This window comes from Helcococcus sueciensis DSM 17243 (assembly GCF_000423145.1).
GTDB classification, from domain to species: domain Bacteria; phylum Bacillota; class Clostridia; order Tissierellales; family Peptoniphilaceae; genus Helcococcus; species Helcococcus sueciensis.
In genome coordinates this window covers 13,439-29,934 of the sequence record NZ_AUHK01000022.1, presented here as the reverse complement: position 1 = coordinate 29,934, position 16,496 = coordinate 13,439, and the positions used below count along the sequence as shown (strand labels likewise).

8 protein-coding genes and 2 rRNA genes are annotated in these 16,496 nt (G+C 32.4%); all 10 read left to right on the top strand.

The genetic code is table 11. The annotated features are described in order from the left end of the window. Window positions 1-2,595, top strand: a 23S ribosomal RNA gene (locus G534_RS0105880); the annotation flags it as partial. A 32-nt stretch (window positions 2,596-2,627) separates the two neighbouring features. Continuing rightward, window positions 2,628-2,744 (top strand): 5S ribosomal RNA (rrf, locus tag G534_RS0105875). A 332-nt stretch (window positions 2,745-3,076) separates the two neighbouring features. Continuing rightward, window positions 3,077-11,302 carry a beta-N-acetylglucosaminidase domain-containing protein gene (locus G534_RS08445; RefSeq protein ID WP_051177447.1) on the top strand — a complete coding sequence of 2,742 codons (8,226 nt, stop codon included), beginning with the start codon at window positions 3,077-3,079 and terminating at the stop codon, window positions 11,300-11,302. 179 nt (window positions 11,303-11,481) lie between these two features. Then, window positions 11,482-12,480: a PTS sugar transporter subunit IIC gene (locus G534_RS0105865; RefSeq protein WP_027348302.1), complete on the top strand. Its 999-nt coding sequence runs from the start codon at window positions 11,482-11,484 to the stop codon at window positions 12,478-12,480. Window positions 12,481-12,528: 48 nt separating this feature from the next. Beyond that, window positions 12,529-12,918, top strand: a complete 390-nt coding sequence (locus G534_RS0105860) for a NusG domain II-containing protein (RefSeq protein ID WP_051177446.1) — start codon at window positions 12,529-12,531, stop codon at window positions 12,916-12,918. Between the two features lie 3 nt (window positions 12,919-12,921). After that, window positions 12,922-13,443: a Gx transporter family protein gene (locus tag G534_RS0105855; RefSeq protein WP_027348300.1), complete on the top strand. Its 522-nt coding sequence runs from the start codon at window positions 12,922-12,924 to the stop codon at window positions 13,441-13,443. A 19-nt stretch (window positions 13,444-13,462) separates the two neighbouring features. After that, window positions 13,463-14,158, top strand: coding sequence for a RadC family protein (gene radC / locus G534_RS0105850; protein WP_027348299.1), 696 nt, complete (start codon window positions 13,463-13,465; stop codon window positions 14,156-14,158). Then, window positions 14,155-15,159, top strand: coding sequence for a rod shape-determining protein (mreB, locus tag G534_RS0105845; protein ID WP_027348298.1), 1,005 nt, complete (start codon window positions 14,155-14,157; stop codon window positions 15,157-15,159). Before radC ends, mreB begins: the two co-directional genes overlap by 4 nt. A 1-nt stretch (window position 15,160) precedes the next feature. Beyond that, on the top strand, window positions 15,161-15,994 hold the full coding sequence (mreC, locus tag G534_RS0105840; RefSeq protein ID WP_027348297.1) for a rod shape-determining protein MreC: 834 nt from the start codon (window positions 15,161-15,163) through the stop codon (window positions 15,992-15,994). Further along, window positions 15,994-16,494, top strand: coding sequence for a rod shape-determining protein MreD (gene mreD / locus G534_RS0105835; RefSeq protein ID WP_027348296.1), 501 nt, complete (start codon window positions 15,994-15,996; stop codon window positions 16,492-16,494). The genes mreC and mreD overlap by 1 nt, the downstream gene beginning before the upstream one ends. Window positions 16,495-16,496: the final 2 nt, after the last annotated feature.

The window sequence follows — 16,496 nt, the reverse complement described above, 5'->3', positions numbered from 1 at the left end:
CACCCTCTAAGGCTAAATACTACCATGTGACCGATAGTGAACAAGTACCGTGAGGGAAAGGTGAAAAGAACCCCGGAAGGGGAGTGAAATAGAATCTGAAACCTTGTGCTTACAATCAGTGGAAGCAGACAGGATCTGTAACCACGTACTTTTTGTAGAACGGGCCAGCGAGTTATGGTAATAGGCGAGGTTAAGAAGTTAAGCTTCGAAGCCGTAGGGAAACCGAGTGTGAATAGCGCAAAAGTCTGTTGCTATAGACCCGAAACTGGGTGATCTATCCATGGGCAGAGTGAAGTTGAAGTAAAATTCAATGGAGGCTCGAACCGGGTAACGTTTAAAAGTTATCGGATGACTTGTGGATAGGGGTGAAAAGCCAATCGAACTCAGAGATAGCTGGTTCTCCTCGAAATAGCTTTAGGGCTAGCGTTGATTTAAGACTACCGGAGGTAGAGCACTGAATGGCCGCGGGGCATATGATGTTACCAAGGTCTATCAAACTCCGAATACCGGATAGTTATAATCAGCAGTCAGAACGTGAGGGATAAGCTTCACGCTCAAAAGGGAAACAGCCCAGACCGTCAGCTAAGGTCCCCAAATTATGTTAAGTGGATAAGGATGTGATTCTACTCAGACAACTAGGATGTTGGCTTAGAAGCAGCCACTCATTTAAAGAGTGCGTAATAGCTCACTAGTCAAGTGGGGTTGCGCCGAAGATAAACGGGGCTAAACATAATACCGAAGCTACGGAACTTAGAGACAAGAAGTAAATGATTTAGATTTACCAGAAATACAAACACAAAAGACGAAATTAAATTTCAATACGAAAGACATCAAGATTATCTCCAAGATAAGAAGAAAGTAATGAGAAACAATTTCAAGGATTAACAGTAAATTTAGAAAATTTACTTCTCGTCTCTAGGTTGGTAGAGGAGCATTGTGTATACGAAGAAGCTGAATCGGAAGATAGGTGGAGAATACACAAGAGAGAATGCTGGCATGAGTAGCGAGAAGGTGAGTGAGAATCTCACCCGTCGAAAACCTAAGGTTTCCTGGGCAAGGCTCGTCCCCCCAGGGTAAGTCGGGACCTAAGCCGAGGCTAAAAAGCGTAGGCGATGGATAACAGGTTGAAATTCCTGTACTGCTAGTAATCGTTTGAGAGATGTGTTGACGCAGAAGGTTAACTTAAGCACACTAATGGATGTGTGTCTAAGCGCAAAGTTAGGCCTGGGAGGCAAATCCCCTAGGTATCGATGAAGCGTGATGGGGACCGAAAAATAAGTAGGGAAGTAAGTGACACCATGCTGCCGAGAAAAGACGCTATCGAGATTAAAAGCACCCGTACCGCAAACCGACACAGGTAGGAAGGAAGAGAATTCTAAGACGCGCGGAAGAACCATTGTTAAGGAACTCGGCAAAATTACCCCGTAACTTCGGGAGAAGGGGTGCCATCGCAAGATGGCCGCAGTGAATTGGCCCAAGCGACTGTTTACCAAAAACACAAGTATCTGCTAAGTTGTAAGACGAAGTATAGGTGCTGACACCTGCCCGGTGCTGGAAGGTTAAGGGGAAGGCTTAGCGCAAGCGAAGGCTAGAACTTAAGCCCCAGTAAACGGCGGCCGTAACTATAACGGTCCTAAGGTAGCGAAATTCCTTGTCGGGTAAGTTCCGACCCGCACGAAAGGTGTAACGATTTGGGCACTGTCTCAACAATGGATCCGGTGAAATTGTATTAGTCGTGAAGATGCGACTTACCCACGCTAGGACGGAAAGACCCCGTGGAGCTTTACTGTAGTTTGATATTGGATTTTGAGGCTAAATGTAGAGTATATGTGGGAGACTGTGAAATAGTGGCGCCAGTTGCTATGGAGTCGCCGTTGGAATACCACACTTTTAGCTTTAAGGTTCTAACCACGCACCCTGAATCGGGTGTTGGGACATTGTCAGATGGACAGTTTGACTGGGGCGGTCGCCTCCTAAAAAGTAACGGAGGCGTTCAAAGGTTCGCTCAGAATGGACGGAAACCATTTATAGAGTGTAAAGGCAAAAGCGAGCTTAACTGCGACACCTACAAGTGGAGCAGATACGAAAGTAGGACTTAGTGATCCGGTGGTACCGAGTGGAAGGGCCATCGCTCAACGGATAAAAGCTACCCCGGGGATAACAGGCTTATCTCCCCCAAGAGTTCACATCGACGGGGAGGTTTGGCACCTCGATGTCGGCTCGTCTCATCCTGGGGCTGGAGTAGGTCCCAAGGGTTGGGCTGTTCGCCCATTAAAGAGGCACGCGAGCTGGGTTCAGAACGTCGCGAGACAGTTCGGTCCCTATCCAGCGTGGGCGTAAGAAATTTGAGAGGAGCTGTCCCTAGTACGAGAGGACCGGGATGGACAGACCGCTGGTGTATCAGTTGTCATGCCAATGGCACGGCTGAGTAGCTAAGTCTGGAAGGGATAAGTGCTGAAGGCATCTAAGTACGAAGCCCCCCTCAAGATAAGATTTCTAAAAGAGTCCTTGTAGAAAACAAGGTAGATAGGTCGAAGGTGGAAGTGCAGTAATGTATGTAGCTAATCGATACTAATAACTCGGAAGTTTGACCAGAAATATTTCTTAGTATTAGATGAAGGTTAATATGTGGTGACTATAGCGAAGGGGATACACCTGTTCCCATCTCGAACACAGAAGTTAAGCCCTTCAACGCTGATGGTACTTGGATGGAGACGTCCTGGGAGAGTAGGTAGTTGCCAAATAGAGAAACGGTAGATTAATTCTACCGTTTTTTTTTATTTTAAATAATTAATTCAATATATTATTGGTTGAAAAAAATAATATAGATGTACTCACTGTTATAAAAAAATAAATTTTAACATATTTACTACTGTAAAAATAATGAATTTCAGTATAGTGTTCTTTGTTAAATTTATTTAATATTTATATTTATGTTAAAAGTTTCTACAATTAGATAAATTTTAGACTATTATATAAAAAAAATATTCTTTTTATAATATTTTAACGATGAAATCGTTGAGCATATTCTTTTTATCCATTATAATAGATACATTAGTATATTTGGGAGGTAAGGATGAAACGTAACCGTATTCGTTTGGTATCATTAGTTTTAGCATTTGTTATGTTGCTACCTGTTTTAACAAATGTAAAAGCTAGTGCAAATGATAATAGCTCACTAGAAAATACAACAATAGTGGGTGAAGATGTAAGAACGAGTTTCGATAATTTAGATTTAACTCTAGGAAGATCTAATATTGACGAAAACTGGAAATTCCATTATGGAGATCTTCCAGGTGCTCAAAATATGAATTTTGACACTTCTAACTGGGAGAATATAAATTTACCACATGATTACAGCTTAACATTGCCATATACAAAAAGTGGTGAAGCTGAAAGTGGATATAAATTAGGTGGAATTGGTTGGTATAGAAAGACAATAAATGTAGGCGAAAATCTAAAAGATAAAAGATTTGTAGTAGATTTCGGCGGAGTATACATGAATGCATCCATTTATATAAATGGTAAATTAATTGGTACACATCCATATGGATATTCACCATTTGCATTCGATTTAACAGAATACATAGAACCTGGTGAAAACTTACTTGCAGTAAAAGTAGATCATCAATTCCCATCTAGTAGATGGTATTCTGGTAGTGGTATATACAGAAGTGTTCATTTAACAGTATCAAATCAAGTTCATGTGGATAGATACGGAGTAAGTGTTACAACTCCAAAAATTAATGAACAATTTGAAAGTAGAAATATAGATACTCATATAGTTACAAAAGTAGTAAATAATGAAGAAAATTCTCAAAAAGTTTCTGTTAAGCAAGAAATAAGAGAAAAAGAATCACAAACTATAGTACAAACTTCAACTTCTGATGTTTTATCAGTTCCAGCTGGTAAAACTGTAGAATTTACTAATGATTTGAAAGTAAACAATGTTAAGGCATGGGATTTAAAATTACCATTCTTATATGAAGTTGTTACAACTGTTTTAGTAGATGATAAAGCTTCAGATCAAGTAGTAAATGAAATTGGTTATAGAACAATTAGACAAGATCCAAAAGAAGGATTTTTCTTAAATGGTAACCATATTAAACTTCAAGGTGTTAGTATGCACCATGATCAAGGTTCATTAGGTTCAGCTGCTCATTATAGAGCAATTGAAAGACAAGTTGAAATTTTACAAGAAATGGGTGTAAATGCAATTCGTGTTACACATAACCCAGCAGCAGATGAATTAATTGAAATAGCAAATAGAAAAGGTATGATGATTATCGATGAATTATTTGATACATGGGTTTCACCTAAAAACGGTAATTACAACGACTTTGCTAAATGGTTCAATGCTACTATAGATGGTTCAAATGAGATTTTAGGTAAAAAAGAATCTCAAGAAACTTGGGCTGAATTTGTAACTAAACAAACAATATCAAGAGGACAAAATGCTCCATCAATCATTATGTGGTCAACAGGTAATGAAGTTATGGAAGGTAACTTTGGTCCTTATTCAAGTTATCCACAAATTTTAGAAAAAATTGCAACTTGGGTACAAGAAATAGATACTGAAAGATTTGTAACAATTGGTGATAATAAATTTAAAGCTTATTGGAATGAATCTAAAAAATTTGGTAATGTTTTAACTTCACTAAATGGTACAGTAGGTATGAACTATTCTGATGGTAGAGTATATGATAATTATCATAACGATTATCCAGATTGGGCAATTTATGGATCAGAAACATCTTCAGCTATAAATTCAAGAGGAATTTATACAACTGAGAATGAAAATAGTGAAAGATTATATACATCATATGATACTAAAGCAGTTCCTTGGGGACATAAATCAGCTGAATCTTGGCTTGCAGTAGCTAAGAGAGATTTTGTTGCTGGTGAATTTATTTGGACAGGTTTCGACTATCTTGGAGAACCTACAAACTACAATAAAATAAATCCAGGTGCAGCTACTATATGGCCATCACCAAAATCTGCATACTTTGGTATAGTTGATACAGCAGGATTCCCAAAAGATAGATATTATTTCTATAAATCACAATGGGATAAAGATACTACAACATTACACATACTTCCAGCATGGCATAATGATGTTGTAAATAAATCAGGTATAAGTAAAAATGTAAGAGTAAATGTATTTAGTAATGCTAGATCAGTTGAATTATTCTTTACACCTAAAGGAAGCAATCAAGAAACTTCATTAGGTAAGAAGACATTTGATGTAGTTCAAATGGGTAATAATTACTCTTATCAAATTTATACAGCTGCAGACAAATCAAGAACTGAATATGAAAATCTTTATTTAAGATGGGATGTACCATATGAAGATGGAACTCTTAGAGCAGTTGCATATGATTCAGATGATAAAGTTATAAATGAAACTTATGGTAGAAGCGAAGTAAGTACATTTGACAAGGCATCAAAATTAGCATTAGAAGCAGATAGAGAAACTATTAATGCAGATGGTAAAGATTTATCTTATATAACAATTGATGTTAAAGATAGTAAAGATAATCTTGTTGCAAATGCAAGAAATATGGTTAATGTTGAAGTTTCTGGTGAAGGTAAATTATTAGCTTTAGATAATGGTGATCAAACAGATCATGAACCATATGATAGTGGAAAGAGAAAAGCTTTAAGTGGAAAACTTGTAGCAATAGTTCAATCAACTAAAGCAAATGGTTCATTTACTGTAACTGCAAGTTCTGAAGGTTTAGAATCAGGTACAGTCACAGTTACAACAAAATCAGTTGATGAAAATGCTAATGATAGACCAGTAGCATATACAACACCACAACTTTACTATGTTAAAGCAGGTACAATACCTAATCTTGCTCAACAAGTAACAGTTCATTATGAAGATAAAGAAGATCAAAAAGTAAATGTACAATGGGAAAAATTTGATACTACATCTGAAGGTGTATACACAGTTAATGGATCTTTAGAAGGTTTAGGATTATCAGTTAAAACAACTGTAGTAGTAATAGATGAAGTTGGAGCATTATTAAACTATTCAACTTCTGCTCTAAAAGGTTCAGGTGAAGTTGAACTTCCAAGTAGTAGACCTATTGTAACTAGAGACGGTAAAGTATTAGATGCGTCATATCCTGTAGTATGGGAAAAACAAGATACATCTAAATACAATGAAATTGGAACATATGTAGTAAAAGGTACTGCACAAATATTTGACCAAAAATTAGATGTTACAGCAAGCATCAGAATATCTGATGGTTCTGTAGAGGAAGGTAATACAAATATTGCAACTAACTATCTAACATTGACACAAGATATTGAAGAAAGTTTACAATCAGATAATTTACTAGCTATAGTAGATGGAGATAAAAACTTTACACCAGTGCAAAGTGGTCCTAATACTAGCGTATGGACAAACTATGATGCTGCTCAAGCTGGTAAAAAGACAAGCACATTGACATTTACATTTGCTACAGCACAAGTACTTTATAAAGCTGACTTACATTATTATAGAGATACATGGGCAGCTAGTTTACCTGAAAATGTAGTAATTGAATATTCAGCAGATGGTGTTAGCGATTGGAAGCCTATTGAATTTAAAGAAACAGCAGGAAATCCAACACCAGCAAATGCACCAAATGTAACAAAATACGAATATAAATTTGCTCCAGTTTCTGCAACTAGTATTAGATTTACTTTAACTAATAAACCTGGTGGAAATGGAAGAGGCAAAGAATTATGCGTAGGATTAACTGAATTAGAATTATTTACTGCAACTACTAAATATGAAGAATTCTCCTCATCCGAATTGGAAGAATTAAAGGTAGAAAATGTAGCTGTTGAAGGAGATTTTGCAAAAGATTATCAATTTAATATTGAATCTAAAGATATAAAAAATGTTGAAGCAAAAGGTAAAGATAATGCAGCAGTAACAGTGTTACCTGAATATAATGAAAAAGTAATTATAATAACAGAATCTGAAGATAATTCAAATAGAAGTGTTTATACTCTTCTATCAAGTGATTATGAATCAGTAGATGAAGTTGAAAATACTGATGAATACAAGATTTATCCAAAACCACAAGAAATGACTTATTCAGAAGGTGGAATTACTTTATCAGAAGAAGCTAATGTAATACTTGAATCTGGATTAGATAAATATACCGTAGATAAAGTAGACAAAGTTCTTCAAACAAAAGGTATATCAAAAGTAAGTTCAGAAGATAGAATAAGTACAAGACATCTAAATGTACTTGTTGGTATTAAAGGAAGTAATGGTGTTGTAGATAAATACTTTAAGGAAAATGTTAAATTAGAAGATTATTTTGATGAAATAGATGCTTATCAAATATCTATTAAAGGAAATGTAATAGCAGTACTTGGTAAAGATACTGATGCAGCATTCTATGGATTAACAACATTAGAACACATATTTAAACAAGCGTCCGAAAACGTGGTAAGACAATTAACTGTTAATGATTTCTCAAGTCAAGAAATTAGAGGGGTTATTGAAGGTTACTATGGTGTTCCATGGACATGGGAAAGAAGAGCAGATTTACTAAAATTCGGTGCAGACTTTAAGAATAATGTAATGATATTTGCTCCTAAGGATGATCCATATCATAGAGATAACTGGAGAGAATTATATCCAGAAGATCAATTAGAAAAAATTTCTGAGCTTGCTAAACTTGGTAATGAAACAAAGAATAGATTTGTATGGACAATTGCTCCATTCCACAAACAAGCTATAGAAAGTTATAACTATGATGAAAGTATTGAAATACTTAAAAAGAAATTAGATCAATTATATGATGCAGGTGTAAGACAGTTTGGGGTATTAAGAGATGATATTGCCTCAGCTTCAGGATATACTACAGTATCTAGAGTTATGAATGATCTGAAAGCTTGGGCTGAAACTAAAGATGAAAAGATTTACGACTTCTTATTCTGTCCATATTCATATACATTAGAAGGATGGGCATGGAATGCCTTAGAATTAAATGAATATACTAAGAACTTCCCAGATAATGTTAAGTTATTCTTTACAGGTAAAAATGTATGTAGCCCAATTACACAAGAAGCTAATGAACAATTTATGACTAAGGGAGCTTTCGGAAATAGAAGAAAAGAACCTTTAGTATGGTTAAACTGGCCAGTAAATGACGTATTTAAGGATTCTCACGGATTCATGGCATTAGTAATGGGTAATCCAAAGATGATATTAAATACTGATGTTACAAATACAATTGGTACAGTTACAAACCCAATGCAAGAATCATATGCTTCATATGTAGCAGTATTTGCGATTGCGGACTATGCTTGGAATACAGCAAATTACGATGCAGATACATCTTATTCAGATGGTTTCACATTTATAGATTCAGATGCTAGCAAAGAATTAGAAGAATTAGCATCACATATGGCAAGTGCAAATGGTACAATTGGTATCCAAAACTTACCAGAATCAGAAAATATGAAGAAAGAAATAGCTGAATTTGAAGCGGTAATGGCACAGTCAGATACTAAACAAATTGAAGCTAAAGGAAAGAATCTAAAAGCTAAATATCAAACTATTATAGATGCGGTAGATGCATTTAGAGCTAAATCTAAATTCGAAGGATTGAAGACTGATTTAGATCCTTATATAACTGTATTAAAAGAAAAATCACAAGCAGCACTTAAATACATTGATGCAATACTTAATGCTAAAGAAGGTAATGAAAGTGAAGCAACTAAACTATATGACGAAGCAGAAGCTTTATATGAAAAATCAAGATCACATAAAGTACAAGTTAGTCCAAATGGTAATTTAAGAAGAGCAGATGCAGGTATATTCAGAATTAATCCTAATATCAACAATATGAGAATTTTAGCTAAAGAATTGATTGATGGTGATGGTGAAGATTCTGACAAATTACTAGGAGATAATATTGCATTATCTAAAGAAGGTTCAAAATTGCCACTTGCAATAGCTTCATGGACAAATGATATTGAATCAGCATCAAGTGATAGAGTTGAAAAACTTAACAATGGTGTAAAAGATTTTGAAGGTTCATTAAATGATAGATGGACAAACTGGACAAGAGTAAAACGTTCTAAAGACTGGGCAGGTATAATTTTCGGAGAAGGAAACGAAGTTATAGCTAAGGACGTTGAAGGTATTAAACTTGGATTCTTCGAAGATCACGGGGTATCATATCCAGACTCATATACTGTTGAGTATTATGATGGACCTGATTTTGAACTTCCAACTAACCCAGGACATGTAGGTGAATCAAATAATCCATTAAATGACGATGCTAATTGGAAAGAAGTTACAGGACTTAAAGGCTTAAACTTCAGATTAAATGTTATGAATACATTATCATTCGATAAAGTGAAAACTAAAGCTATTAGAATTAATATGAAACCTAAGACAGCTAAGGCTTTAGCTATAACAGAATTTGAAGCATATGGTAAAAAAGAAGTATCTGGTCCATTCAAGAATCCATATATTACATCAAGTATGATATTTGGAAGACCTACAAATAGACACTCAATATGGTCAAATTATTATAAATCTAATATGATTGACGCTAATGATTCAACATTCACATGGTGGCAATTAGAAGATGATACAGCTAAAGTTGGTGACCACATAGGTCTAGATTTACAAAAAGTAATGAAACTTGGAAGATTTAGATTTGTAATGGGTGGTAAATCAGCAAATGATCATTACGATAAATATAGTATTATCTATTCTAAAGATGGTGTAAATTGGGAAACTTATGGTGATGAGATAGAACAAGACACACCAACTAAAGTTGTAGATATAAATCTTGAAGGTCTTGAAGCTAGATATCTAGCAGTTAAAAACTTAAAAGAAAAACCAAATTGGGTTCAAATATCAGAATTCATGGTTGAAACAACTGAAATACCTCAAGAAGTTGATAAGTCAGAACTTGAGGAAAAATTAGAAGAAGCAAAAGATAGACTTGAAAAAGAAAAAGATTTATGGACTGAAGAATCTATTAAAGCGGTAGAAGAAGCTATTTCTAAAGCTCAAAAAGTAGTTGATGATAAAGAAGCTACACAAGAACAAGTTAATGCAGCTAAAGATGAATTAATTGAAGCATTAAAAAATGTTAAACTAAAACCAGTTAATAAAGAAGAATTACAAGCTTTAGTAGACGAAGCAGAAAAAATAGATCTTGAAACTAAAGTTCCAGAAACTGTAGTTCCATTTGAAGAAGCGTTAGAAAACGCTAAGAAATTACTTGAAGATCCTAAAGCTACACAAGAACAAGTTAATGCAGCTAAAGATAAACTTCAAGAAACTATGGATATGCTACAAGATATTCCAGAACCAAAAGTAAACAAAGAAGAACTATCTGAAGCTATAGATAAAGCAGAAATGCTTGATTTATCAAATAAAACAGATGAGTCAGTAGAAAGCTTCAATAAAGCATTAGAAAATGCAAAAGAAGTATTTGAAGATGAAGAAGCTAAACAAGAATCTGTAGATAAAGCAACTAAAGATTTACTAGAAGCAATAGAAAATCTGACTGATAAACCAGAAGAATTAGATTTAGAAGTTCTTAAAGAAAAGATAGCAAAAGTTAAAGAAGCATTAGAAAAAGACTTAAATCCTAGATCAACAAAGGATTTAGAAGAAATTCTAAAAGAAGCTGTCGAATTACTTGAAAAAGAAAATCCAAGTCAAGAAGAAATAAACAATATGATTCCTGAAATTGATAATGCATTAGAAAATGCAGTATTAATGAAAGAATGTGTAGGATACTCAGAACATGTAAATGTAAGAGAAACGCCAAATGGTAAATTACTTGGTTCAATAGAATTAGGTAAGGAAATAACAGGTAAATATGATCCTGAAAATCCAAATTGGTTAGAAATAGAACATAATGATGAAAAAGCATATGTTTATAAAGAACTTGTTTCTGAAGACCCAATTCCATTTGCAGCTTATTCATTAGGAGTAAATATAAGAACAAAACCTAATGGAGAAAAAGTTGGCGAATTGAAATATGGTACATTCTTATATGGAACAATAAACGGAAAGAATACAAATTGGATAGATCTAGAAATAGATGGACAAAAAGTATCTGTTTATAAACCAGCTTTAACTACATCATATGAAAAAGTATATAGAACTATATCTGATATGAACTTAAGAGTATCTCCAAATGGAAAGGTATTGAAAGTAGTACCTAAAGGAGCTTCATTGAGAGGTAGAGTTTTAGTAAGATCTAATTGGATATATGTAACATATGAAGGCGTAAGCGGATATATATACATGATTAAGTAAAATCCAAAGAAAAAAGGAGACGATGTCTCCTTTTTTTTATTTAAATTTAGACAAAATAAAAACAAATTATTTTTAAATTATAGAATAGAATACGAAAAAATTTGTGATATAATATTATAAGTTATATAAAGATAAATTAAGAAGTTTTTTAGATGATTGTATTTTCTATTGGAGGAGCGATGAAAAATTATATTGTAAAAGTGTTGAATGGAATGGCTTTAGGCCTTTTTTCATCATTAATTATAGGGTTAATACTTAAACAAATTGGCGAAGCCTTAAATATAGAATATATATATTATGCAGGCGATATGGCCCAAAGACTTATGGGACCAGCTATAGGTGCAGGAGTCGCATATTCTACTGGTGCTAAAGGATTAGTACTTTTTAGTTCGATAGTTGCAGGAGCTCTTGGAGCAGGAAGCATTAATTCTGTTGATGGACAAGTCCTAATTAATATAGGAGAACCAGTAGGTGCTTTTTTCTCAGCTTTAATAGCTTCAGAAATAGGAAATAGAATAGTAGGAAAAACTAAAATTGATATAATCATCGTTCCTACAGTAGTGATTATTGTTGGTGCTTATGTAGGGGTATATTTAAGTCCAGTAATTTCGTCATTTATGAATTATATTGGAGAATTTATTAATTTCGCTACAACGCAAAAACCTTTTATTATGGGGATTATAATTTCAGTAGTTATGGGGATATCACTTACACTTCCTATAAGTTCAGCGGCTATTGGGATATCTCTGAACTTAACGGGACTTGCAGCTGGAGCATCTGTTGTGGGTTGTTGCTGTCATATGATTGGTTTTGCTGTTGCATCATATAAGGACAATGGTTTTGGCGGTCTTATATCTCAAGGGATTGGTACTTCAATGATACAAATGCCAAATATTATCAAAAAACCAATAATTGCACTGCCTGCAATAATATCTTCAGCAATACTTGGACCATTGGCAACAACTATATTAAAAATCAAATCAAATGCAATTGGATCTGGAATGGGTACAAGTGGACTAGTTGGAACGATATCTACAATTGGAGTAATGGGAAAAGATAGTATTGGAATTATTATATTAATTCAATTTATATTACCTGCACTAATTTCATATTTAGTTTATAGTTTTCTTTATAAAAAAGGCTTAATAAGGTCTGGTGATATGAAATTGCAATCTTAATTTATAATATAATTTAAATGTGATAAAATTAATATTTAGGAGACAGAATTGAAATTGACAAAAGGAGATAAAGTATTAATTATCGTCTTAATAATATTTAGTCTTTTATTTGCTTATTATATGGCTACAGTTAATAAGAATTTAGAAAAGAAGTATGTAAGCATACAAATTAATGGTGAAGAGATAAATACCATTGAGTTTTCAAAAGATATTATAGGAGAGACATATGTCCTTGAAACAGAATTCGGGAGAAATGTATTAAAGTTTGGAGATGGAGAGGTGAAGATTATAGAAGCTTCTTGTCCAGATCAATTATGTGTAAAACAGGGTAAAATTGGACAAGTTGGCCAATTAATAGTTTGTTTACCAAATAGATTAGTAGTAGAGATTAAAGCAAATAATGCTGGAAATGATGATATTGATAATATTGTTTTTTAATTTATGAATAAAGATATTAGAAATTTAGTATACACAGCACTTTTAGTAGCTATGGCTCTAGCTGTGTCGTTAGTTGAAAGACTAATTCCTTTACCATTTGTTATGCCCGGTGCAAAGCTAGGATTATCAAATATGGTAATACTTATCACATTAATTTTATACGGTTTTAAGAGAGGTATGCTCGTAGCTGTATTAAAATCGGTATTATTAATGATGATAATAGGATTTGGTCCAAGTTTTATATATAGTTTTAGTGGTGCTGTTTTTAGCACAATAATGATGTGGATTGCCTACAAATATTTTTCAATCAATTTTAAAATATTTAGTGTTATAGGGGTGAGTATAATAGGTGCTGTTTCACATAATTTCGCTCAGGTTACTGCTGCAGCGTATATTTTGAAGTCACTTATGTTATATACTTATTTCCCATTTTTGACCTTAATAGCAATTGTTACGGGATATTTTGTAGGACTCGGCTCAGACAATGTGGCTTCTCATTTAAATAAAATATTTAAAAATATTTAAAAAGATTTAAGGAGAAGACATGAAAAATTATACAATCAAAGAAATTATTAAAAATGAAAGACCTATGGAAAAATTAGCTACTTATGGAAGACAATCCTTAAGTAATTCGGAGTTATTGGCTATATTAATTGGTTCAGGAACTAAAAAGAAAAATGCAATAAAACTTGCTGATGAAATTCTTCATAAGAAACTTATTAGTAAGAATTTATTGTATACCGAAATACAACAATTAGTTGAAATTGACGGTATTGGATTATCAAAAGCTTCGAGAATAATTGCTGGTTTAGAGTTGGGAAAAAGATTATCTAAAATAGATAAGATGGAGAGTATTTCACTTACAAATCCAGATTCTGTAGCAGACTATTTATTTGAACATTTTAGAGATTCGTATAAGGAAGAATTTGTAGTTTTATTATTGAATACAAAAAATAGAATTATTACAATTAAAACAATTTCTCAGGGAACTATTAATCAAACCTTAGTTCATCCCAGAGAAGTTTTTAGAGATGCTATTTTGCACAATGCAAACGCAATTATAGTTAGTCACAACCATCCTAGTGGAGATCCTACTCCAAGCAACGAAGATATTCTTATAACTGATAGATTGGTAAAAGTGGGAGAATATATAGGTATAAAGGTTTTAGACCATATTGTTGTAGGAAATAACGAGTATATTAGTTTTAGGGAAAAAGGTTTAATAAAGGAAAAAATATGATATTTAGTATTGGAAAAGTCCTAGCTATTGATTTAGGAAGTGATAGCACATTAATTTATAAAGATAAAAATAAAGGTATTATTCAAGGATCTTCTCAAGTTGCTATTGATATTAAAAATGGAGAATATATTGCAATAGGAGATAAAGCATTAGAAATGTATGGAAAATCTCCAGAAAATATTGCAGTTATAAATCCAATTCAAGATGGAACTATATCTGATTTTGATACTACCAAAATTTTGTTGAAGTATTATATTGAGAAAGCATCTGGTGGATTTTCTATTGTGCAGCCTAAAGTTGTTATAAATGCGCCTTCAGGTATTAATGATATAGAACTAAGAGCTATAGAAGATGCATCTATATATGCTGGAGCTAGAGAGGTATATATTCTAGAATCTTCTCTTGCAGCGGCAATAGGTGCAGGATTTGATGTAAGTAAATCTGAGGGAAGAATAATAGTTAATATAGGTGCAGGGAATACTGAAATAGCTATTATTTCTATGAATGGAATTGTACTTTCTAAAAATTTAAAATTTGGTGGTGCTCAATTAGATCAAAGAATAGCGGATTATATATATGATAAATATTCATTACTTATTGGATTAAATACGGCTAAAGAAATAAAAGAAAATTTAGGTAATGTATTTGAATCTACAAATACTAGTTACGAAGTAAGCGGGAGAGATTTATTATCAGGAATGCCAGTGAACTTAGATATAAATGATCAAGATGTATTATTTGCTATAAAAGGTGATATTAATCAAATAATTAATGAAATTAGAATGCAAATAGAGAAAAACCCTCCAGAGCTTGCAAGAGATATACTTAAAAATGGTATATTTTTAACCGGAGGATTAAGCCAATTAAAAGGACTTGATAAACTAATAGAAAAAGAAATTGGTATAAAAGTAATTAGGTCGGAAAATCCTTTAACGGATGTAGTAAATGGACTAAAAATAGTTGCAGATAATCTTAAAGAATATATAAATATTAGGAAATAAAATGTTATATTATAATAAAAATAGAGTAAATAAAAAACATATAATTAGAGTTTTAGTGCTTTTTTCACTAATTTTACTTACGTCAATTAATCCTGATGCAAGTAGAATTGGTAGTAGAGTATATAGTTTTATAACTAAACCAATAACTCTTTTAACTACCAAAGTTTCTAAAGTAACTACTGATGCGATAGACGCAGTAATCGGTACAAAACCAAATAGAGATATGGTGAATAAACTTACAAAAGAAAATGAAGAATTAAAATCAAAAGTTAATAATTTGGAATTTGTTTTAAATAATCAAGAATATTTAAAACAATCTATTAAATTTAAAGAATTAACAAATACTTTAAATGCTAATTTAATTATGATAGACAATGATTCAAAATTTTCACAATTTATGATTGATAAGGGATCATTGAATGGGGTAAACATAGGAGATGAAATTATAAGTTCTTATGGAAGCAATGAAACTAATACTTTGGGGTCATTAGTCGGAAGGGTAATTGAAGTAAATGAAACCACTTCAGTAATATCTTCTATATATGATGATAAATATAATATAACTTTTGAACATGGAAAATCCAACACAATTGGAGTTATAAGAAACCGAAATAATGGATATCTTGAAGGCTATATGCTTAATAAGGCTGATATAAAAGTTGGAGATTCTGTATATACTTCAGGTACTGGAGGACTATATCAAAGAGGATTATATTTAGGCAAAATTACAGAAGTAAAGATGTCTCAAGATGGATTAAATCAATTAGTAACTATTTTAAGTCCAGTTAATTTTGCAAAACTATATGAAGTATTTGTATTGAGAGGAGATAATTAATGAAAAAGAGATATTTAATTATAATATTGTTTATATTAAATTTAATCATTGATTTATCTATTTTATCAAGATATGAATTTTATGGATATACACCAAGTATAACAATACCTATTATTGTAATATTAGCAATGTTTGAGAAAAAAGAAAGCATTGTATATTATGCAATTTTACAAGGAATATTTCAAGATTTATCATTTGGACAAGTAATTGGTCTTAATGCATTATTGTACTATTTAATCTCATATTATACTTTTAAAAATGTTAAAGAAAACCAATACAGTTTATCATATGGAAATATATCAATAATATTTGCAATATTATTTAAAAATATTTTTAGATTAATCAGCTCATATTTAATAAATCGAAAATTCTATTTTGTAAATATATATGATTTAGTATTTACAATAATTGCTGAATTAATTTTTACTTTAGTAATATTTGCTATTTTACATTTTATATATAGTAGTATGGATAAAAAACGAGTTAAAAATCTATTTTAAGG